19 protein-coding genes and 1 tRNA gene are annotated in these 21,089 nt (G+C 56.0%); 6 read left to right on the top strand and 14 right to left on the bottom strand.

Going from position 1 to position 21,089, the window contains the following annotated elements; translation table 11 throughout:
- Positions 1-272: 272 nt before the first annotated feature.
- The 12 genes from rplL to HMPREF3016_RS04945 all read right to left on the bottom strand — a co-directional run bounded on the left by rplL (position 273) and on the right by HMPREF3016_RS04945 (position 9,586).
- Positions 273-650, bottom strand: coding sequence for a 50S ribosomal protein L7/L12 (gene rplL / locus HMPREF3016_RS04890; protein ID WP_004005325.1), 378 nt, complete (start codon positions 648-650; stop codon positions 273-275).
- 116 nt (positions 651-766) lie between these two features.
- On the bottom strand, positions 767-1,297 hold the full coding sequence (gene rplJ, locus HMPREF3016_RS04895; RefSeq protein WP_004005327.1) for a 50S ribosomal protein L10: 531 nt from the start codon (positions 1,295-1,297) through the stop codon (positions 767-769).
- 386 nt (positions 1,298-1,683) lie between these two features.
- On the bottom strand, positions 1,684-2,535 hold the full coding sequence (locus tag HMPREF3016_RS04900; protein WP_048751136.1) for a hypothetical protein: 852 nt from the start codon (positions 2,533-2,535) through the stop codon (positions 1,684-1,686).
- Positions 2,536-2,554: 19 nt separating this feature from the next.
- Entirely contained in the window at positions 2,555-3,310 is a 756-nt protein-coding gene (locus HMPREF3016_RS04905) for a HipA family kinase (protein WP_048751135.1), read from the bottom strand.
- Positions 3,311-3,358: 48 nt separating this feature from the next.
- Positions 3,359-4,486, bottom strand: coding sequence for an ABC transporter ATP-binding protein (locus HMPREF3016_RS04910; protein ID WP_070740614.1), 1,128 nt, complete (start codon positions 4,484-4,486; stop codon positions 3,359-3,361).
- Between the two features lie 81 nt (positions 4,487-4,567).
- Entirely contained in the window at positions 4,568-5,551 is a 984-nt protein-coding gene (gene tehA, locus HMPREF3016_RS04915) for a dicarboxylate transporter/tellurite-resistance protein TehA (protein WP_070740618.1), read from the bottom strand.
- Between the two features lie 358 nt (positions 5,552-5,909).
- Positions 5,910-6,614 (bottom strand): 50S ribosomal protein L1, encoded by a 705-nt coding sequence (rplA, locus tag HMPREF3016_RS04920; protein WP_070740621.1) that lies wholly within the window; start codon positions 6,612-6,614, stop codon positions 5,910-5,912.
- Between the two features lie 122 nt (positions 6,615-6,736).
- Positions 6,737-7,165, bottom strand: a complete 429-nt coding sequence (gene rplK / locus HMPREF3016_RS04925; RefSeq protein WP_004005333.1) for a 50S ribosomal protein L11 — start codon at positions 7,163-7,165, stop codon at positions 6,737-6,739.
- A 396-nt stretch (positions 7,166-7,561) separates the two neighbouring features.
- Positions 7,562-8,107 carry a peptidoglycan recognition protein family protein gene (locus tag HMPREF3016_RS04930; protein ID WP_004005334.1) on the bottom strand — a complete coding sequence of 182 codons (546 nt, stop codon included), beginning with the start codon at positions 8,105-8,107 and terminating at the stop codon, positions 7,562-7,564.
- Positions 8,108-8,341: 234 nt separating this feature from the next.
- Complete coding sequence (nusG, locus tag HMPREF3016_RS04935) at positions 8,342-9,070, bottom strand: transcription termination/antitermination protein NusG (protein WP_048779616.1); 729 nt, start codon at positions 9,068-9,070, stop codon at positions 8,342-8,344.
- A gap of 92 nt (positions 9,071-9,162) precedes the next feature.
- On the bottom strand, positions 9,163-9,444 hold the full coding sequence (secE, locus tag HMPREF3016_RS04940; protein ID WP_004005336.1) for a preprotein translocase subunit SecE: 282 nt from the start codon (positions 9,442-9,444) through the stop codon (positions 9,163-9,165).
- A gap of 69 nt (positions 9,445-9,513) precedes the next feature.
- Positions 9,514-9,586 (bottom strand) — tRNA-Trp (locus HMPREF3016_RS04945).
- A gap of 386 nt (positions 9,587-9,972) precedes the next feature.
- Here HMPREF3016_RS04945 and HMPREF3016_RS04950 point away from each other — a divergent pair.
- Positions 9,973-11,172 (top strand): pyridoxal phosphate-dependent aminotransferase, encoded by a 1,200-nt coding sequence (locus tag HMPREF3016_RS04950; RefSeq protein ID WP_070740624.1) that lies wholly within the window; start codon positions 9,973-9,975, stop codon positions 11,170-11,172.
- Positions 11,173-11,704: 532 nt separating this feature from the next.
- Entirely contained in the window at positions 11,705-12,736 is a 1,032-nt protein-coding gene (locus tag HMPREF3016_RS04955; protein ID WP_070740627.1) for a 6-phosphofructokinase, read from the top strand.
- Between the two features lie 98 nt (positions 12,737-12,834).
- On the opposite strand, the gene HMPREF3016_RS04960 is transcribed toward HMPREF3016_RS04955, so the two are convergent.
- Positions 12,835-14,043: a CAF17-like 4Fe-4S cluster assembly/insertion protein YgfZ gene (locus HMPREF3016_RS04960; RefSeq protein WP_070740629.1), complete on the bottom strand. Its 1,209-nt coding sequence runs from the start codon at positions 14,041-14,043 to the stop codon at positions 12,835-12,837.
- 111 nt (positions 14,044-14,154) lie between these two features.
- Positions 14,155-14,832, bottom strand: coding sequence for a heme-binding beta-barrel domain-containing protein (locus HMPREF3016_RS04965; protein ID WP_013397656.1), 678 nt, complete (start codon positions 14,830-14,832; stop codon positions 14,155-14,157).
- Between the two features lie 493 nt (positions 14,833-15,325).
- Here HMPREF3016_RS04965 and HMPREF3016_RS04970 point away from each other — a divergent pair, with 493 nt between their 5' ends.
- From HMPREF3016_RS04970 to HMPREF3016_RS04985, 4 genes are all read left to right on the top strand, one after another.
- A complete protein-coding gene (locus HMPREF3016_RS04970) occupies positions 15,326-16,030 on the top strand; it encodes a winged helix-turn-helix transcriptional regulator (RefSeq protein WP_004005341.1) in 705 nt (234 codons plus the stop codon).
- Between the two features lie 124 nt (positions 16,031-16,154).
- Positions 16,155-17,294 (top strand): mycothiol synthase, encoded by a 1,140-nt coding sequence (gene mshD / locus HMPREF3016_RS04975; RefSeq protein ID WP_070740632.1) that lies wholly within the window; start codon positions 16,155-16,157, stop codon positions 17,292-17,294.
- A gap of 127 nt (positions 17,295-17,421) precedes the next feature.
- The gene (locus HMPREF3016_RS04980; protein WP_070740635.1) at positions 17,422-19,674 is read left to right on the top strand and encodes an RNA degradosome polyphosphate kinase; all 2,253 of its coding nucleotides are present in this window, start codon (positions 17,422-17,424) and stop codon (positions 19,672-19,674) included.
- 247 nt (positions 19,675-19,921) lie between these two features.
- On the top strand, positions 19,922-20,920 hold the full coding sequence (locus HMPREF3016_RS04985; RefSeq protein ID WP_048751123.1) for an NUDIX hydrolase: 999 nt from the start codon (positions 19,922-19,924) through the stop codon (positions 20,918-20,920).
- The last annotated feature ends 169 nt before the right edge of the window (positions 20,921-21,089 follow it).

Below are 21,089 nucleotides of genomic sequence, written 5' to 3' on the forward strand. Positions count from 1 at the left end.
ACTGTTGGCAATATACCTCTGAGTGGGGGTTCAAGCGTTATCATACCAGCCCATGAGCGCCCTCCCTAGGGTCATGTGCCTTTTATCGTCTGATGTACAGGCAGACTCAGCATCGCCACAGCTGGCGTACAGCTTAAAGGTTTCTCCGGGGTTAGATTCCTTCCTGCGTATTGTAAGAACAACACGTTTCGTGTTTAAGGATTAAAAGCCGCTGGGCGGCGCATCCGTGGTGGATGCGCCGCCCAGCGTAATAAGAATCGAGAAGAAATCGATTACTTGAGGGTAACGGTTGCGCCTGCGCCCTCAAGCTGTTCCTTAGCCTTCTCAGCGTCTTCCTTGGAAGCACCTTCGAGGATGGGCTTGGGTGCGCCGTCAACGAGGTCCTTTGCTTCCTTCAGGCCGAGGGAGGTCAGGGCACGAACTTCCTTAATCACGGCGATCTTCTTGTCGCCAGCGGATTCGAGGATAACGTCGAATTCGGACTTCTCTTCAGCAGCGTCGCCGCCGCCAGCGCCGCCTGCTACAACTGCAACGGGAGCTGCAGCGGTAACGTCGAACTCTTCCTCAAATGCCTTAACGAACTCAGAAACCTCTACGAGGGACAGTTCCTTGAAAGCTGCAATGAGTTCTTCGATGGACAGCTTAGCCATGTGTGGCTCCTTCACTATCAGGTGCGGGTCTTGCCCGCGGTCTGGTTTATTAGTACCCTGCCCGGGCGGGCGGGTTGAAGTTTTGGTGCGTTTTCACGCGGTGAGGTGCGGGGAGCTTATGCTTCCTCCGAAGCCTCCTCGGCTGCAGCGGGGGCTGCGCCTTCCTGCTCTTCCAGCTTGACGCGCAGTGCGTCCACAGCCTGGGCAACGCGGGCAATAGCAGCCTTTGCGCCACCGGCAACCTTGGACAGCAGAACCTCGCGAGATTCGAGGTCAGCGTAGCGCTTCACATCGTCCTCGGTCAGGGTTTCACCCTCGTAGTAACCGGTCTTCACGATAAGCTGGGGGTTTGCCTTGGCAAAGTCACGCAGTCCCTTAGCGGCATCAACGAGGTCACCCTTGATGAATGCCAGCGCGGAAGGACCCTGAAGCTGACCCTCAAACGAGTTGATGCCAACTTCCTTTGCTGCAATAGCAGCAAGCGTGTTCTTCACCACGGCGTATTCGGTCTCAGCACCAAGTGCGCGGCGCAGCTCCTTGAGCTGTGCCACCGTGAGACCGCGGTATTCGGTCAGGATGACTGCGTTCGAGGCTTCGAAGAGTTCCTTCAGCTCGGATACTGCAGCGATCTTTTCCTGAGTCGCCATGGTAGTTCCTTCTTCCGATTCTTGTAAGGTCGCCGAATAAGTGCAGTGTTTGAGGCAATAAAAAATGCCCCGACGCACAGGCGTACGAGGCAGACAGCATGAAAATGCATCCACGTAGGATGAAACTGTCACATCGGGCACCTGCGCGGGCGGCGATTTCCCGATAGGAAATCTGCTCTTATCAGAGATTAGGCTGTGTTCTCTTACGGCAAGATACCGAAATTTGCACAGCACATAGCTCTAGACCGGCGGTCTTTGGCCTAATCATCATGACAGGTTAAATCGGCAAAAGCAAGTTAAACCCTATTGCCCGGGTGCAGCCCGTTGCCGCCTCTGTAAGAATCACCTGACTATCTATGTGAGAGCCACGTAGGCACAGGAGAGGCTTATACCTTTTGGAGTTTACGCTCTACATCTAGGACGTGTTCGTGTGCTTGGTCCACGGATAGAGGTTTAACCCCTATTTGGTCCCAGCGTTTGAGCATCGACTCAAAGAGTCTGCCCTGTTCCTTTCCCTGAGGCTCTTCAAAATACCCAATCACAGGGGTATCTTCAGAAAGGTGAAGCATCTTCTTATCAGCTCCCTGCAAAACCGACACGTTACCTTCACGGACCTCATTCATATCAGCAATAAAAGCTTTGAGGCGGTTGCGGAACTCTGCGCTGGGGGCAGCCAAGAATGAGAAAGCGCTGCTGAGTTCAGTGTAGTTTTCTCCTAGTACCGCCAAGTCAACAGTTGCAGAATCCCCAAGAATATCTATTTTTGGCTTCTTCTGAAGATATTGGTCGATAATAACTGAATTTTCATATTCTTCACGAACGATACCGCGCACACGAGTAAGGTTTTGCGCACGAGCCTCATGTGAACGATCAATTATCCGCCGATATAGGTCATCTGCAATAGCTTGTGCAGAAATACCAGCAGCTGGACGAGCCGGGTCAATCTGAAGAATACCGTGCCCCTGCCTGCGAGCGCGTTCCACGAACCCGCTCACGGTCGAAGTGGGGTCCAAATCCGACTGAGTCGCTGATCTTAACTTCAGATCTTCCTTCAAACCGTTGAGAGAGGCCAGAAATTCTTTGCGTGGTCCGCCGATATTCGGAATATCGGAAACCTTGGTCACGAACCTGCTTGCAGAATCAGTGTTCTGTTCATCGGCGACGATCACACCGACACCGACCGTATCGGGGCGCACGGCGTCGGGAACATACCGAACAGTCCAGTAGCGATACAGCATCAGTCTTTCTCTCCTCCTCTCAGTGGCTCGTCTGATTCATGTGGTGCGTGAGACGTTCTATCGTGTAGCCTTTTCGCCCCAGCACATAGCGAAGTATTTCGTCCATACCTTGCTTTGACTGATTCCATTCAGACGGAATCATGTCAATAATATGATGTAGGTCTGAATATTCTAACGCGTCCACCGCGTTGATGGCTGCCTGCCAGTTATCTTTTTTGATATGCCCCGGGATTGCAGGTATTTCGGTCCTTCCAGCTAACTGATGAAAACTGATAAGTTGACGTCCTGGCGGCTCCTGTGAATCGAACCAGTAGCCGTGGTCAAAAGAAAATATCTGGAAATCATTCTCCTGCTTATACAACACCTGTATATCCACGGCATTGCAAAGATACCAGAGAGCAACCAGCCTAGGAATACGTTCTTGGTTACCGTCACGGTTCAAATGATCCAGAGTATCCTTCTCTTGTGCAGTCTGAACCACACGCGATCCAAAAAGCGGTGCATCCGATATTTCCTTACCCTCAAATGATGTCCCCGCAAATTCTTCAGGATTGACTATTGCCCACTCACACACGGGAGCACCAATAGCTCGACCAACTTCGGCAGAAACGATTTCATTCACCACCGTATCCTCGTTGATACTTAGCTCAAAACTTTTGCACCAGTATTCCTGCTCATCATCGCATCTGCAAAGCACTGGACGTTCCCCCGTATTCGCCATGCGAATCAGATACCGCATTGTTACTCGGTGGGGCAACGTGGCATCGGAGATCATCTTCTAGAATCCTCAAACTATATACAAGTCTAACAATTTCCTAGTGTCTCATAGATAGTGCCGCATGCCGTCGGCAAAGATAAAACAATGATGCGGAGGAACCTGAACCTGTACCTGCCCTCCCGATGTAAGGACGGGCAGGGCGAGCGCATCCGGCTCAAAAAATTCGAGGGGCTGCCCACCGGGAACCTGCAGAGGAACTCGCGCCGAACCGTCATGCGACGCGGCATATAAAGTCACCTCTGCCAGTGTTACAGCACGGTAGAGTGTGCCGCCCACCTGCGGGAGTACGCCCTGAATCTGCACCGGTATCGTATTCTCCAAGGGGTTCTCAACAATGCCCTCTACACGCCGCAGCGAGGTTGCACGCACATAGAGCGAAGCCCCTTCCGGAAGATGCTGCCCTTCCGTGAGAGTCAGTTCGTTCAGGGCTGGCGATGCTGTCAGCCGCGCCGCCTGCAGCGTATGCGGATTTGCCAGCAAATGCTCGGGGGTATCGACCTGCACCAGGTACCCGGCATCCATGACCGCCACGCGCTGCCCAAGCTGCAGCGCCTCATTCTGATCATGCGTCACGTACAGCCCCGTGAACCTGTATTCGGCGTGCAGACGCGCAATATCCGCCCGAATACTTGCGCTCAGTTCCTCATCAACACTCGCCAGCGGCTCATCGAAAAGAACCACAGGTGCTTTGCGGATGAGGGCGCGCGCAATACCCACACGCTGCGCCTGCCCGCCTGAGAGTTCCTGGGGGTTGCGGTGCTGAAGCTCGCCAATCTGGAGCGCATCCATAAGATCCGTATAGTAATTTTTATCGACCTTTTGGCGGTAGCCGCGCAGGGTAGTTGGAAAAAGAATATTCTTACGAACCGACAGATGCGGGTACAGAATCGGATGCTGAAAAACGAACCCTACCTGCCCAGCGCTCAACGGCTGACCCGCATAGGTAATGCGTCCGGCATTGGCTTCCTCAAGCCCGGCAATAATGCGCAAAAGCGTAGATTTACCGGTTCCGGATGCACCCACCAGCGACACCATCTCGCCCGGCTCCACCTCAAGGTCGATCTCACGCAGAACATGAGTATCCGCCCCAAAACTCTTCGCGACACCACGAATCTGAAGCCCCCCGTGAGTCGTCGTTGAGGAAGGCTGAGGTGTTGAACCTTGAGTTGTCATGCTTCTATTATGACCTCCGGCGTTCTACCCGAAAAGCAGCGCTACAGCCCGCACGTTCCTGAGGATCCGTGTTCGATGAAGCTACCGCGCTAAAAGCCTGCCGCGTATTGCCAGCATCAGCATCCCGAGCCAAAGCACCGCGATCAGTGCGGTGCCAAGAATCCACAGCGCCCAGCCAAGCTGCACGAGCTGAGAAACCGCGACCAGGTGCATTCCGGTGCCCGCCATAGCGCCCAATCCGAAGGAGAATCCCCACAGACTCATGGTGTACCCGGCCTTGAGAACCCACGGCACTAAGCGAAGCAGGAACAGCAGCTGAAGCACCCCGTAACCCGTGAGCACTAGGAAAACCCAGTCCACGTGCCCGCCATTAGCTGCCAGATAGGCATTACCGCCCACAAACGGAGGGGCAAGCTGAACCCCTATAATGCCGCGTACTGCAGGATCCAATGCAGGTTCGGTGCGCAGGCGGCCCAGGATTGCAGCCTCCACGCTAAACCACGAGAGAAGACCCATACCGAAGAACAGCATCGCCCAGTCGTGGTGCCCCAACGCCCCTAACCCGGACGCGGAGGCAAAGTTCGCGGCAACCGTTGGTAGGTAGATGACCGGGGTTGTAGCCGCAACCGTGTGCGTTCCACGCCAGAGTCCGGCGGTGCGGTACATCGAAAATGCCAGCTGCCCCAGCACACCGATAAGAATCAATGCATACCCGAGCGGTGCCGCATAGGGGTACGCGGATATCCCAACCTCAATGGTGGTGACCGGAACCAGCGCCAAGAAGCAGCACATCACGAGGTCTCGAAGTTCGCTCTGGAGCGCATCGCGACGGGTTATAAGTTTGACGGCAAACGCCGCGATCAGCGCCAGCCAGGTTGCCGAGGCGAGCGCCAGTATACTCTCTCCTACCCAGGACGGTACCAAATTTGCGGTGGCACCGTACCGCCACGACAGCCCCAGCGCACTCGTTCCCAGCGCTACCGAAAAATAGCTCGTCGGAATAGGGAACGGTTTTGTGGTGGTGGGCGTACCCAAAGGTACGGGATGCGCGGCGGCAGTACTCATGTAATCCTCCCGGGGTATATGCACAGTATACGGCGGCGCTCGCCCCTTCGAGAGCGATGCGAAGATCGTGTGTCAGCGTTTTAACGCCACGAAACATAAGGGGAAAGAAGCTCCGTTTATTCCCGGCGGCTTCATCCAGAATAGATATGTCGGCAGAACCGCTGGGAAATACCATGGGAGCGGAAATATGGATCGGAAGCGTGTTCCTCTAAGCCTGCTTCAGGCTGGGTGGTTCTTCTACAAATCTTGTGGGATACGGTGCCAGAATAAAGAAAACCCGCCGCCCGTGCGTGCAATACGCATGGGCGACGGGTTCTTTCACGTCTGAGAAGCCCACAGGCTTCCTAGAATCGCAGCCTTAGGCTGCAGCCGAAACTACGGATGCGGGATCAACCGGAATACCGGGGCCGAAGGTGGTCGCAACGGTAGCCTTCGAGATGTAGCGACCCTTAGCCGAGGAAGGCTTCAAACGGTTGATCTCTTCCAGAGCGGCGTTGAAGTTCTCTTCCAGCTGCTGAGCAGAGAAGGAAGCCTTGCCGATAATGAAGTGCAGGTTCGAGTTGCGATCAACGCGGAAGTCGATCTTACCGCCCTTGATGTCTGCAACAGCCTTCTCAACGTCCATGGTCACGGTGCCGGTCTTGGGGTTCGGCATGAGGTTACGGGGACCCAGAACCTTACCTAGGCGACCAACTTTGCCCATCATATCGGGGGTTGCAACTGCCGCATCGAAGTCGGTCCAGCCGCCAGCGATCTTAGCGATCAGTTCGTCCGACCCCACGAAGTCAGCGCCCGCTGCCTCAGCTGCGGCAGCCTTATCGCCAGCTGCGATAACAACCACGCGAGCGGTCTTACCGGTGCCATTGGGCAGGTTCACGGTGCCGCGAACCATCTGATCGGCTTTACGGGGGTCAACCGAGAGGCGCAGAGCCACCTCAACGGTTGCATCAGTTTTAGCGGAGGAAGTCTCCTTCGCCAAGGTTACTGCCTCAGCGGGGGTGTAGAGTTTACCCTCTTCAATCTTGGCTTCAGCCGCCTTGTACGCCTTGCTGCGCTTTGCCATCTGCTTATCTCCTTATGCAGTTGTGGTCTCGTGAGCCGCGCTCGACTCTGCCACATCCCACGCTCAAACGTGGGCATTTACAAGTTAAAATGCGGAAATCCGCGGTGCCGAAAACGGCTTAATTACTCGACGGTAATACCCATGGAACGAGCGGTACCGGCAACGATCTTAGTTGCGGCGTCTAGGTCGTTCGCATTCAGGTCGGGCATCTTGGTCTCAGCAATTTCGCGTGCCTGAGCCTCGGTAATAGAACCAACCTTCGTGGTGTGGGGAACAGCCGAGCCCTTAGCAACGCCAGCAGCCTTCTTGATAAGCTCAGCAGCCGGAGGGGTCTTCGTGATAAAGGTGAAGGAACGATCCTCGTACACGGTAATTTCAACGGGGATCACGTTACCGCGCTGCGATTCGGTAGCAGCGTTGTATGCCTTGCAGAACTCCATGATGTTCACGCCGTGCGAGCCCAGTGCCGGGCCGACGGGCGGAGCCGGGTTAGCGGCGCCTGCCTGGATCTGCAGCTTAATAAGGCCGGTGACCTTCTTCTTGGGAGCCAATGTTAGGTCCTTTTCTTAGCTGGGAAACTGACGTACAGGAGCGTACGCCAGCAGACGGTGACCGTGGCGCGGTCACCCGTGCGGGCGCATGAAAGCGTGAGCATGCGCATACACAAACGAATATTCTAGCGTTAAAGCAGCTTTAAATCCACTGGATTTTCTTGCGACGAGCCTTTTAGCCGACGGCTCGTTCTCTAGGATGCAGAGGCGAAGTGCGCACCTGACCTGGTTAGCTTGGAGCGCACGCAGGTTCAGGAAAACTCTTGGTTATCACAGAGCTCGAAGGTGTACCGTTTTTGCGGACAACGGTACACCTTCGTATCTATGAGCATGATGTTACGACTAAATCACAGTGAGCATTGAAAATGGGGCTTCCACCACCGCTCACGATTACAGCTACCCGGGGTTATTTTTAATGTTTTGCAGTCGAGAAAGCATATCTGCACGTTGTTCTTCGGTCAAAGGAGCAGGAGCGTTTCCGCGCTGAGATTTGATGGTATTTACACGATTAATCAGCTCTGGAATGCGGGGATAGTACACGCCGGGGCATAACCTGCTGACGACATCCCGATGTCCGATGATATAGAGTGTATGCCCAATCTTGGTTTCAATATCTACGATAAGTTCGGCAAGGGTTGCAAAGTCATCGGAGTCGGCCTCAGGACGGTTCTCAACTCCGATTGAGGCAACGTTCATATTCCAGTTACCCGCATGAAGCGCTACATCCTCGTTTTCTGCGATCTGCGCTACGCGACCGCCCTCCGAAACATAGTGTGCGGAAACTTTATTGTTATTTTTGCACAAAAAATTCACATTGCTATCAAAAGACAGTCCTTTTTTATCATCCCACCAGTGAACAACAAGGAAGAAAATATCGTTGACCTGGCGGTAATTTTTATGACGATTCTCGGTTTTACGGTTCGTCAAAAGCTCATAACTCATCTATTTCTCCTTATCTCTGTCCGCTCACATGGCGAAGCGATTTTCAAGGCGGGAGTATTCTCTATGGCAGACACTACCCACCCTGCCATTTCACCCTTCCAGATGCAAGGAATTTATCATGCTAATATATAACGTTTATTCGGTGGGTATCCTAAATTTTTAGAGTTCTCTTAAACATAATGAAAGGCTCTTTATTCAATATAAAGAGCCTTTCACATAGTGAAAAACAAAAGATTAGATCTTTTCGATCTGGTTGAATTCCAGGGTCACCGGAGTATCGCGCTCGAAGACCGAGATCAGGGTTACGACCTGCTGCGACTCCGGCTTGATCTCGGAGATAGTAGCATCCATACCCTCGAACGGGCCGGACTTCACGCGCACGTTCTCGCCCACCGTGTAATCGGATTCCACCACGGGCTGCGGGGTCGGCAGTCCCTTGCTCTGCTGCTCTTCCTCGAACACGGGCAGGAGCATGTCGAAAACTTCATCCATGCGCAGCGGCACCGGGTTGTACGCATCCTGACCCACGAAACCGGTCACACCGGGAGTGTGGCGCACCACGCCCCACGAGTGGTCGGTCAGATCCATACGCACCAGCACATAACCGGGAACACGCACGCGGCGAATAGTCTTCTTGACCGTGTTCTTGTATTCGACAACGGTTTCCATCGGAACCTGAACCTCGAAAATTTCGTCCTCGGCCTCAAGGTTCTGGATGCGGGTCTCGATACCGGTTTTCACCTTGTTCTCGTAACCCGAGTAGGTGTGCACCACGTACCAGTCGCCAATCTGGCGGCGCAGCTTCGCTTTGAACTCTTCGAGAGGGCTTACAGTGCTCTCATCGGGTGCGTTCTCGGCAGCGACGGGCGCATCGGCGGTTTCTGCCTCAACAGACTCGGTATCAACCGCAGCCTCGACTGACTCAGTCTCTTCAAGTTCGGGTACCTGTTCCTGCTCGGACACGTCGCTCCTACTTTCTTTACATCGTGAATCTAACCCCACACCGGGGGCTCAATAAATAGTACGGGTATAAGCGCGGATGCGCCTTATGAAGACTATCGCCCGCCTTGATTAGGTGACAGAGTTCCGTTACCGAATACCCAGAAGGATCCCTGACCGAAAACCCAGTCAAGCCCCGAAATGAACAAAATCATGAAAACGACAAAGAAGAGAACGCCAAAGAAGTAAATAGCGAGTTCTTTGCGAGTGGGGGTGGTAACCTTTTTCAACTCCGAGATAACTTCGCGGAGGAAACGGAACATACGACCAAAGACGCCAGGTTGAACGTCATCAGAAATATCTGTATCTGTGGTCTTCACAGTGGCAGTTTTAGCCATTTTCGCTGCCCCTTTCTACGTCTAGTTGCGCATCCTATACGATGCCAGAACACTTCATCGAGGCACTAGCAGGGCGGACAGGACTCGAACCTGCAACCTGCGGTTTTGGAGACCGCTGCTCTACCAATTGAGCCACCGCCCTTCGAAGCATAAACTTCGTCGGTCGTGGATTACTCCACATGTTTACATCCTCGAATGCCTCGTAGCCGTGGGCCCACGAGGAGGCAAACTAAAACACCCTCATGGGGTGCTGACATAACTCTATCCTAAGCCCTGCGTCTTTGGCAACTTTCTACACAGTACTGGAGGCAATATTTTGTGCTTTTCGGGTTTCGTACTCAAAAAATCTTGCACATACACTTTCTCCACCCCCTCAATGTTCTCTATGCTTATAAGAAGGGCTCGACGTGCCTCACACACGCACCGCCGAGTTTCACTTTAGGAGAGATACTTCACGATTCCGCCTGCCGCGTAGAGCCCTCTCGAAGGCGCACGGCGGAATAACTATGAAAGCGAGTACATTCACATATGGCGCGCATATCCAGCCGTATCGGCGCAATCGCACCCTCAGCAACCCTTATCGTCGATTCCAAAGCTAAAGCACTCAAGGCAGCCGGACGTCCCGTAATTGGTTTCGGTGCCGGTGAACCCGATTTTCCTACGCCCGCACATATTGTTGATGCTGCCCGCGAAGCCCTCAATGATCCTAAAAACTTCCGCTACTCCCCCGCATCGGGTCTGCCCGAGCTCAAACAGGCTATCGCGGATAAAACCCTGCGTGATTCCGGCGTTAAGGTCGATCCTTCTCAGGTACTTATTACAAACGGTGGTAAGCAGGCGGTCTATGAAGCCTTCGCTACCGTGATCGATGACGGCGACGATGTTCTGCTCCCCGCCCCGTACTGGACAACCTACCCCGAGTGCATCCGTTTGGCGGGCGGCAATCCGATCGAGGTTTTTGCCGGAAGCGACCAGGACTATAAGGTCACCGTCGAACAGCTGGAGGCGGCATACACCCCAGCGACGAAAGCGCTCATCTTTGTCTCGCCTTCTAACCCCACCGGCGCGGTGTACACCGAGGAGGAGACTCGTGCGATCGGCCAGTGGGCGCTTGAAAAAGGCGTCTTTGTGCTGACCGATGAAATTTACGAACACCTGACCTACGACGGCATGGATTCCGTTTCTATACTCAAGGTTGTTCCCGAACTTGCCGATACCTGCGTTATTCTCAACGGCGTGGCGAAAACCTACGCTATGACCGGTTGGCGCGTGGGCTGGCTTATCGGGCCCGAAGATGTAGTCAAGGCGGCTTCCAACCTTCAGTCACACCTGACCTCGAACGTGAACAATATCGCGCAACGTGCGGCTCTAAAGGCTCTCACCGGATCGCAGAATGACGTTGAGGAAATGCATGCCGCGTTCAACCGCCGCCGCACCAAGATTGTAGACGGACTAAACGCGATCGATGGGGTTCACTGCCCTAGCCCCAAGGGCGCCTTCTACGCCTACCCGGATGTGCACGGGCTTCTCGGCAAAGAAATTGCGGGCAAACACCCCCAGACCTCTGCCGAACTCGCCGAGCTCATCCTCGAAGAGGCGGAGGTCGCGGTGGTTCCCGGTGAGGCCTTCGGCCCTAGCGGTTATCTGCGCCTCTCCTACGCGCTGAGCGATGAAGACCTAATGGAGGGTATCTCTCGTCTGCAGAAGCTACTCGGTTCCGCACGCTAAACCTAGGCGTTTTTGCGGTCCTCAAGAGAGTAGTTAAGCACTTCTGGTCGCACCGCATACATCTCATGCAGAGGCACCCGTTCTGACTTGTACGCAAAGTCCGGCGGGTGCCTCGCATATGCTTAGGGGGTTCAGGCTGAGGGGATCAACTCTCACGATCATGATTATTACCCGAGCTTTGGTTATCCCATGGAGCGAACAGAGAAACGGCTTTCTTGCCTAATGTCTTGCTTTTCTGGGTTACACCCCAGATACCACACACTCTCTCGGCAGCATTGAGCTACCACCGCACATATGGTTCTCTCCCGATAAGACGCTTTTCCGCGCTTTGAGTATTTAAAACCTGAACTTTAATGCCGTTTCGTGGCAAAACACAAGTAATTCCACAGCTATCCACATAACCCAAACGCGGCTAAAATAGTATCTAAGAGGATGGTCTCCCGAGCTCGCGCATCCATTGCACGACGCTGGCGGAGACCATATTTTTACCCACGCGCAGAACACCCAACACGCGCAGACATAAGGAGCCATCATGAAAATCGGTCTGCTTACCTCCGGAGGCGACTGCCCCGGTCTCAATGCCGTTATCCGCGGCGCAGTTCTCAACGGTGTCAAGAAGTACGGCTACGAATTCGTCGGTTTTCGTGACGGGTGGCGTGGCGTAGTCGAAGGCGACTTCATGGACCTTCCGCGGCAGAAGGTACGCGGTTTGGCGTCCCGCGGCGGCACTATTATCGGCACCTCGCGCACCAACCCCTTTGATGGGCCTCACGGCGGACCCGAAAACATCGAAATTATGATGGAACGCCACGGGATTGATGCCATTATTGCTATCGGCGGTGAAGGCACTCTTGCCGGTGCTAAGCGTCTGGCGGATGCGGGTCTGCCCGTCATCGGTGTGCCCAAGACCATCGATAACGATCTGCGCGCCACTGACTACACTTTCGGTTTTGACACCGCTGTTTCTATTGCGACCGAGGCAATGGACCGCATTCGTACCACCGGCGAATCGCATCACCGCTGCATGGTCGCTGAAGTCATGGGCCGCCACGTAGGCTGGATCGCACTGCACTCCGGCATGGCTTCGGGCGCACACGCTATTCTGATTCCCGAAGTCAAGGTTTCAATGGACGAGATCTGCCACTGGGTGAAAGAAGTACACGACCGTGGCCGTTCCCCGCTTGTCGTAGTTGCCGAGGGCTTCATTCCTGAAGGCTTTGACGAGGTTCTAGCCAATAAGGGCACGGAAAAGGACGGTCGCCCCCGCCTGGGCGGTATCGGTGAATACCTCACCCAGGAGATTGAGGAACGCACCGGCATCGAAACCCGCAACACTATTCTGGGCCATATTCAGCGCGGCGGCGCACCCACCGGCTACGACCGCGTGCTGGCAACCCGTCTGGGTATGGGCGCCGTCGATATGGTGCACGAAAAGAAGTGGGGCATGATGGTCTCGGTTCAGGGCACCGAAATCAAGTACGTACCTCTTGAAGAAGCTCTGGACGGTCTCAAGGCGGTACCTCGCGAGCGCTGGGACGAGGCTGCGGTTCTCTTCGGCCGCTAAGGGTTCGGCGGTAGTCCGCCTATCACAGACAGAACGCAGCGGGTGCCCGGTCAGAGTGTTTCTGGCCGGGCACCGCGTTTTCTGTGTTCGCATGTTCGTTAGCGCTTGAGGAAGTCTTGCCCCGCAAGGGATTTGCGGGCGATTTCACCAGCCTCGGGAGAGACGATGAGGGTCTGTGCTGCGGCATATTCGGTCGCAGAGGCTGAAGATTCATCGGTTGAAGCCTCACCGGTAGCTACCGCACGCAGAGGTGCCGCAGGGTCCACGGCCCGCTTGATGACGGCGAGCGCTATGGGGCCCGCCTCGTGATGCAGCGCCACCGAGGTTATGCGCCCCACCGCACGGGGCTTGCCCTCTACGAAGAGTTCGCTGCCCGCTGCGGGCAGGGTGTGCTCAGAGCCGTCAAGGTCGAGAAAGACCAGGCGGCGCGGCGGGTGTCCCAGGTTGTGCACACGCGCGACGGTTTCTTGTCCCTTGTAGCATCCCTTCTCGAAGTGCACGGCGGTGCGGGTGTAGTCCAGCTCTTGCGGAATGGTTTTATTGTCGATTTCGGTACCTGCGCGCGGGCGCCAGGCTTCGATGCGCAGCGCCTCCGCCGCCCAGACACCCGCCAGCTGAGCGCCTTCCGTGAGGGTGGCGAGCTTTTCGCGGGGAATAATGCTCAGGTACCGTTCGTAGTCGGTGCCGGGATGCGCATCAGGCGTTGCGCTGTAATGGTAGCCTCCTTCGACGAGTGCCGTCCACGGGTCGCGCCAGATCAGTGCATCCTCAAAGCCCGGATGGATAGAGCCTTGTTCCCCGCGCGGGTTTCGGGCGGTCTCAATGACGGCATAGTCGCCGCTCATATTCTCAATATCGACGCGAAGCATGAACTTCATGCGGTTCAGGTAGTCGGTGAGCGGCTCCGCCTGTGCACCCTCGACGATGAGCCAGAGCGCCTGCCCGTCCTCGACGGCGGCGGGTGCATATTCGATACGTCCCTGCGGGGAGAGCAGCAGAAATTCGCGGCTGTCCCCCGGTTTCATCCCGGTCAAGACTTGGGATGCGAGGGAGGTGAGCCAGCTGGCGCGGTCGGGCCCTGCGACCCGCACGACGCCGAGGGAGGAACGGTCCACAACTACGGGTTCCCCCGTTGTGACTCCACGGTCGCGGGCTAGGGCGCGCTGTTCGGCCAGGGGGTTGCCGTAATGCGCCGCGATGCCCGCATCCGGACCGTCTGCGGCGAAGGCACCGTGTACCTGCATGAGGGGGCTGAGTGTGGGGGTGTATTCGGGCGCATCGGCGGCGGTATTTTCGGCGGTGCTCATGATGTTCCTCTCGTGCTGTTTTTTATCGTGAGTGGCGGCCAGGCGGTCTGCAAAACCCGCATACCGCAGCGGGACGGCGGGTATGCGGGCTTTATTTTGCGCTGTGTAGTCCTAGTTTTCGGCGGAGCCTTCTTCTGCGCCGTCGTCGAGGGAACCGAACATGCCTGTGCCCAGCGAATCGCCGGTCATGGATGAGGTTTTCCGCAGCTCCGCCGAGGCGTGCTTGTGCAGGTTGCCTTCCTGGTCGGCGATTTCCCAATCCCACATGAGGTTGCCGTTCACCAGCCCCCACAGGCGCACGGATCCGGCGTAGTCGTGCGATATTTCGTCGCGCAGCAGGTTACCGGTCTGCATGCGCACAACCGGTCCCTTAATCATGCCTACGTAGTTTTCACTGATTCCGCCGGGGTGCGCGATAGTGGCGATGAGATTGAACCCATCATCTTCGTTGCGCAGAGTTTCAACCGATTCCGCATCGGCAAAAGCGGGGACGATATCTTTGGGTACCAACCCGAACCCGCCGTCAGCATCCGTGAGAGGACGGTCGATCTGCCAGAAGCCGGTTTCGATGGTGATAGGGCGCAGCTTTTGCCCGTTATCGTCGAGCAGGAAAGACTCGGCGCGGTATTCAAGGTACGGCAGGCCGTCTTGTGTGAAGTTAATAATCTGCCCGAAGGGGGTGTTCTCTTGTCCTTCGTACCACATGGTTCCGGTACCTTCCCAGGTACCCAGAAGCCACGCGAAGGGAACGAGCTCGGGGGTTAGGTTGGTTGGGATTTCAATTGCCATTCCCCTATTCTAGGGGTTTTCTGTGGCCAGCAGTTCAAAACGTGGGCTATTTCGCCATAGGCTGGGATGCACGAGAGCCAGGCATGCAAAAGCCCCCGGCACTGTCTGCGCACCCCGCCCGGGGTGCCTCAGCATTAACCGGGGGCACCGTGAGCCTTCCTCGGCTCAAAAAATTTTACGCTCTACTTCTGCCCTGCGAAGAGACCCTTAAGTACTGCGTATGCACCAACGGCGATGCATACCGAGATGAGAGCCATCAAGCAGATGAAGAAGATCTCTAAGTACAAGATGTTGTCCATGCCTTAAAAATACCATAGATAGCTGATCTAAAGCACGGATCACGGCGCTCTCTCCTGGGTAAAAATAACTTTACCGCGCACCGCTGCTGCGTGTTTTAGCGCCGTTGAAGATACTGTGCCTGAAAGAGCACACAAGGGCATGAGTAAAATAGTACAAAACCGTGCGAGTAAGGATTGCAGATTCAGGAGGATGTATGTACCGCATTGCGTTACTGAGCGATGCGCCACGAGCGCAAGAGCTCATTCCTGCCCTCAGTCTGCTCAGCCACCGTGTGATTGAGCTCCCCCTCGATTCGCCCCTGAGTACTATCGGCACGGAACACGATATTGTTATTCTGGATGCGCGCCAAAATCTGCTCAAAGCACGCAATACCGCCCAACTTCTGAAGACTGCGGGGATCACTATCCCGCTCATGATTGTCCTGACCGAGGGCGGAATGGCGGCTGTTTCCGCCTCGTGGCAGGTGGACGATATTGTGCTGGACCAGGCTTCGCCCTCCGAAATGGATGCTCGCCTGCGCCTGTTGGTTACGGCACCCGAGCTCAAAGATACAGACGATCGCAGCCAGCAGATTATCCGCATCGGCAATCTGGTCATTGATGCACAAACCTATTCGGCGCATCTGAACGGAGCGGCACTCAACCTGACCTTCAAGGAATTTGAGCTTTTGAAGTTTGTGGCTCAGCATCCCGGGCGAGTATTTTCGCGGGCGCAGCTACTCTCGGAGGTCTGGGGCTACGATTCATACTATGGCGGCACGCGCACGGTCGATGTACACGTTCGCCGACTGCGTTCAAAGCTCGGTTCTGAGCACGAACAGATGATTACCACGGTGCGCAACGTGGGGTATTCGTTCCACGCGCAGAATACCCATCACGACCCTTCTGCCGAAGACTAACGGCGCGGCGAAATACTTTTCTTTTTCTGGTGCGCCGAAGATTGCGCTTATTGCATCAAACCGGTTCAAACGCAGGCTTTCACCCGGTAAAGTTAAACAGTAGGCAATGTGAAAGAAGGCGAGAATGGCGGCATCACCCGAAAACTTCACCCTCGACTCTGGGCACTACGAAAATATGCCCCTCAATGCTGAGCTTCTAGAGCATTTCACGCAGTTCGCACGTGCCGTACAGAAGCACGACGGCACCCCGGCTTTCTCCGAACAAACTCTGGTGGAGCTCTCGAAAGCGGTGCGCGGTGAGAGTTTGGTTCATCCGCAAGTTTTCGCATTCACTCCGGCCGCCGATAATCCCGAGTTACAGGCTGTGCTCGTTGCCGTTCCCTCCCCCGAAGACTCTGACGAGCCCGGTGTACTTGAGGCAGCCGTTCACCCGCAGATGCGCGGGCAGGGGCTCGGTCCTGCCTTCTTCACTCGCGTTATCGAGGATTTAGGAAGCGAGGCCGCCAACTACAATCTCTGGGTACACGGAAGCGCAACCGACACCGGTATTGAGAGTCCCGCCAATGAGCTTGCCGAAGCCGCAGGTTTCACCCCGGTGCGCGTGCTGTACAAAATGGTACTTCCGCTTGACGAGCAAACCCGTGAGAATCTTGCCGAGCTCTCGGATGCGCGCACCCTGCCCGACTCGCTTGAGCTGCGCACCTTCACCCCCGCCGACGAAAACCCCTGGCTTCGCGTTAATGCGGAAGCCTTCGCCGAGCACCCCGAACAAGGTCGCCTGACTCTCGCGGATTTACGCGAGCGCACCGGCAGCGACTGGTTCCGCCCGGAGGGGTTCTTTCTCATCTCCGAGCGGGAAGATCCGCATAATATTGCGGCGTTTACGTGGACAAAGATTCCCACCGCTCAGACCGAGCCGGGGCAGCCGCTCGACGATCTGGTGCCTGCGGGTGAGATTTATGTGGTGGGGGTCAGCCCAAACGCCCAGGGTAGCGGTCTGGGGCGCACCGTGACCCTGCGTGCCCTGGCGTATTTGGCGCTTGCATCCGACGAAAACGGCGAGCCTCTGCATGCAATCGAACTGTATGTGGACGCCGATAACGCCCCTGCCTTGAAGCTCTACGAGTCGTTAGGGTTCGCAGTTGCGACCGTGGATCGCATGTACGCCCCCGAACGCGGATCCGGCAAGAGTTCGTCTAACGGTGTGGATGCGGGCGTGCTCTCCGCTGTTACCACGGCGGTTATCTCGACCGGCAGCATCTAGCGTTTATTCGGGGTGGGGCGCGGGTTCTTTACCGGCTCACACCCGTACCGAACGTTCTTTCTGCGTTGTGCTCGATGACGAGCGGCGCATCGTAAACTTAGTCCCTCAACATAGTAAGGAATAGCCTGTGGCACCCCACCCGCATACCAAAAAGAATACCGAACCGGCACCGATGACCGGGTTGATTCACATCGGAAACGATATCTCAAAGATTGAGCGTGCCGATACCCGTGCCGACCGCATTGAAGCGGGAGAAAAACTCGATCTGCCCAGCATCGAAGGCGATTTTGGCGCCGAGCGTTTTCTCGACCGCGAAAGCAGCTGGCTCGATTTTAATTCCCGGGTGCTGGAGCTCGCCGAAGACCCTGATTTGTACCTGCTGGAGCGCCTGAATTTTCTTTCTATCGTGGCCTCGAACCTTGACGAGTTCTTTATGGTGCGCGTGGCGGGGCTCAAACGCCGCATCGCTACCGGACTGGCAGTACCTTCCGCCGCAGGGTTGAGTCCTGACGAACAGATGGAGGCGATCTCGACCGCCGCTCACAGCCTACAAAAGCGCCACGCCCAGGTATTCCACGAGCAGATACTTCCCGAGCTGAAAAAACAGAACATTCATATTGTGGGCTGGGATGACTTGGATGCAGACGCTAAAACCCGTTTGCGCCAAGAATTCCTGCGCGATATTTTCCCGATTCTCACACCGCTCGCGGTAGATCCGGCGCACCCCTTCCCCTATATTTCGGGGCTTTCGCTGAACCTTGCGGTGCTGGTGCGCAACCCGCAGACCGGAAAGGAACTTTTCGCGCGTGTGAAGGTGCCCGATCAGCTTGACCGCATGATTTCGGTGGATGGTCCCCGCGCCGCCAACACGACCGGTAAGGAATCCCGCTATATTCCGCTAGAGGTTATCATTGCCGAGCACCTTGACACGCTCTTCCCCGGCATGGAGGTTGTTGAGCACCATGTCTTCCGCGTAACCCGTAACGAAGATCTTGAGGTTGAAGAGGACGATGCCGAGAACCTGCTGCAGGCCCTCGAAAAGGAGCTGCTGCGCCGCCGTTTCGGTCCGCCCGTGCGTCTTGAGGTTGAAGATACGATCAACCCCACGATCCTCGACCTGCTTATTTCTGAGCTCAATATCGACGACTCCGAAGTATATAAGCTCCCCGCGCCGCTGGATTTGCGTGGTATGGGCGCGATCGTGCGCGCTAACCGTCCTGCCCTACACTACCCCAAGCATATTGCGCATACCTCCCGCTGGCTCAACGCCGCCGAAACCGCCAAAGAGGCGGATGTGTTTGCCGCAACCCGCGATCACGATGTGCTTCTGCACCACCCCTACGATTCCTTCGCCACCAGTGTGCAGGCGTTTCTTGCGCAAGCGGCGGCCGACCCGAAGGTACAGGCTATCAAGCAGACCCTCTACCGCACTAGCGGCGACTCCCCCATTGTCGATGCGCTGATCGAAGCCGCTGAGGCAGGCAAACAGGTTGTCGCACTCGTTGAGATTAAAGCGCGGTTTGACGAGGAAGCTAATATCTCCTGGGCGCGCAAACTCGAACGCGCGGGCGTGCACGTGGTCTACGGTCTGGTCGGACTGAAAACCCACTGCAAGCTCTCCTTGGTAGTGCGCCGCGAAGGCAACCAGCTGCGCCGTTACGCGCACATCGGCACTGGCAACTACCACCCTTCCACCGCACGGTTCTACGAAGACCTCGGCATTATCACCTGTGACGAGCAGATTTGTGAGGACGTCTCGCGCCTGTTCAACCAGCTCTCCGGGTACGCACCGAAAACCACTTACAAATCGCTGCTCGTCGCCCCACGTTCGCTGCGCAGCGGGCTCATTGAGTGCATCAACCGCGAAATTGAGAATCATAAGGCGGGTAAGGAGGCGCGCATCCAGATCAAGTGCAACTCTATGGTGGACGAGGCGATTATCGACTCTCTCTACCGCGCCTCTCAGGCCGGAGTTCCCGTCGATGTGGTCGTGCGCGGTATTTGCGCCCTGCGCCCCGGTGTGCCCGGACTCAGCGAGAATATCCGGGTGCGTTCGGTACTTGGGCGCTTCCTGGAGCACTCGCGCGTCTTCGCGTTTGAGAACGCGGGTGAGCCCATCGTCTATATCGGGTCTGCAGACATGATGCACCGCAACCTCGACCGCCGCATCGAGGCGCTCGTAAGGGTCAAAGACCCCCGCCATATCAAGTACCTGCTCGATATGTTCACGGTCTACATGAGCGATGAATCCCGCACCTGGCACCTCTCGGGTGACGGCACGTGGAAGCGTTTCGATACCGATGCCGACGGCAACCCGCTGCGCGACGTGCAGTCCTATTACCTGCGCTCGCGCTCCCGGAAGAACCACGACAAGATTTAGCGGTTTTCCCTTTCCGTAACTTCTGTATACAGGTGGCTTTCAGACCGAAAAGTAGCACTATGCGAATTTTCGGTCTGAAAGCCACACTATATGCCCATAATTGCGCTCCACAGGGCGCCAAGCCACGTAACATTCGGATTTTTACTACGAAGGTGAACACAAGGTTACGGGACGGTGACGCCTCTGAAGATTTTTCCCCTAGAATGGGAGTACACCGCATCATCACTACCAGCTCATAGAGGATCCCGTGACCACCGAATCAACGTACTATTCCGCCCACGTATACGATAATTCACTCGCCATCACCCGCACCCGCGAAAACACAGCGCCTGTCGTTGCCGCAGGTGCCCTCGTCTGGCGCTTGCACGGGGAAAAACTTGAGGTGCTCATGATTCACCGGCCCCGCTATAACGACTGGTCTTGGCCCAAAGGCAAACAGGATGCGGGCGAATCACTCGTTGAAACCGCCATTCGTGAGGTAGGCGAAGAAGTCACCCTCAGAATAACCCTCGGCGTGCCGCTGGCGGTCACCAACTATATGGTCTCGGGGCGCCCCAAGGATGTGTTCTACTGGGCCGCGCAGCTGCCCGTGGGTGAGCATCCCCGCGCTGACGAAGGCGAAGTTGATGAAATCCGCTGGGTAACCCCCAAAGAGGCACGCAAGCTCTTGAGCAACAGCACCGATCACGAGCCTTTGGATGCGCTCGTTGCTCACCATAAAGCCGGTACTCTGCACACTCGCCCGGTCGTCATTATGCGGCATGCCAAGGCAAAACCGCGGTCTAACTGGACTGCCGCCGACGACGAGCGTCCGCTCGCGGGAACCGGTAAACGCCAGGCGCTTGCGCATAGCCGCCTGCTGGAGGCATACTCCCCCACCCGTTTGCTTTCATCTCCATGGCTGCGGTGCATGCAGACCGTGGCGCCCTACGCGAACGACCATGCAATCGCGATCAAAGAGAAGAAGTCCCTCTCGGAGAGCGGCGCGGCAGGGCATCCTAAACGCACGGCAAAAGTGACCGAATCGCTGTTCGTGAAGGAAGTTCCTTCGCTGCTGTGCACGCACCGTCCCGTTTTTCCGCTGGTTTTTAAAACTCTCAAAGGGCACCTCATGAAGGGCTCGGCGAAAATTCTTCCCACCGAAGATCCCTATATGGAGCCAGGGGATGCGGTAGTCCTGCAGGTCTCAACCGCCGAGCACGGCGGCATCGTCTCGGTTGAGACCATCCGCCCGGTTATTGATTAGTACCAGAACTTTCGCAGTCCATGTGCATGGAAGTGCGCGAGTTTTGAGCCCCTCGAAAACTTTCGAGGGGCTCAAGTATTCCAGATGACTATACAGGCTCATGCAACGCCTCAGGCCCCTACAGGCTGTGCTCATAATGGGGGTTCACATCTGGTAACATAAGTTGAGC

The organism is Rothia sp. HMSC065D02, assembly GCF_001815285.1.
Taxonomy (GTDB): Bacteria; Actinomycetota; Actinomycetes; order Actinomycetales; family Micrococcaceae; genus Rothia; species Rothia dentocariosa.

What these genes read in the sequence shown, in the direction of transcription:
- rplL (WP_004005325.1), bottom strand. Translation starts at nt 650, where the DNA reads ATGGCTAAGCTGTCCATCGAAGAACTCATTGCAGCTTTCAAGGAACTG.
- rplJ (WP_004005327.1), bottom strand. Translation starts at nt 1,297, where the DNA reads ATGGCGACTCAGGAAAAGATCGCTGCAGTATCCGAGCTGAAGGAACTC.
- HMPREF3016_RS04900 (WP_048751136.1), bottom strand. Translation starts at nt 2,535, where the DNA reads ATGCTGTATCGCTACTGGACTGTTCGGTATGTTCCCGACGCCGTGCGC.
- HMPREF3016_RS04905 (WP_048751135.1), bottom strand. Translation starts at nt 3,310, where the DNA reads ATGATCTCCGATGCCACGTTGCCCCACCGAGTAACAATGCGGTATCTG.
- HMPREF3016_RS04910 (WP_070740614.1), bottom strand. Translation starts at nt 4,486, where the DNA reads ATGACAACTCAAGGTTCAACACCTCAGCCTTCCTCAACGACGACTCAC.
- tehA (WP_070740618.1), bottom strand. Translation starts at nt 5,551, where the DNA reads ATGAGTACTGCCGCCGCGCATCCCGTACCTTTGGGTACGCCCACCACC.
- rplA (WP_070740621.1), bottom strand. Translation starts at nt 6,614, where the DNA reads ATGGCAAAGCGCAGCAAGGCGTACAAGGCGGCTGAAGCCAAGATTGAA.
- HMPREF3016_RS04930 (WP_004005334.1), bottom strand. Translation starts at nt 8,107, where the DNA reads ATGAGTTATGAGCTTTTGACGAACCGTAAAACCGAGAATCGTCATAAA.
- secE (WP_004005336.1), bottom strand. Translation starts at nt 9,444, where the DNA reads ATGGCTAAAACTGCCACTGTGAAGACCACAGATACAGATATTTCTGAT.
- HMPREF3016_RS04950 (WP_070740624.1), top strand. Translation starts at nt 9,973, where the DNA reads ATGGCGCGCATATCCAGCCGTATCGGCGCAATCGCACCCTCAGCAACC.
- HMPREF3016_RS04955 (WP_070740627.1), top strand. Translation starts at nt 11,705, where the DNA reads ATGAAAATCGGTCTGCTTACCTCCGGAGGCGACTGCCCCGGTCTCAAT.
- HMPREF3016_RS04960 (WP_070740629.1), bottom strand. Translation starts at nt 14,043, where the DNA reads ATGAGCACCGCCGAAAATACCGCCGCCGATGCGCCCGAATACACCCCC.
- HMPREF3016_RS04965 (WP_013397656.1), bottom strand. Translation starts at nt 14,832, where the DNA reads ATGGCAATTGAAATCCCAACCAACCTAACCCCCGAGCTCGTTCCCTTC.
- HMPREF3016_RS04970 (WP_004005341.1), top strand. Translation starts at nt 15,326, where the DNA reads ATGTACCGCATTGCGTTACTGAGCGATGCGCCACGAGCGCAAGAGCTC.
- mshD (WP_070740632.1), top strand. Translation starts at nt 16,155, where the DNA reads ATGGCGGCATCACCCGAAAACTTCACCCTCGACTCTGGGCACTACGAA.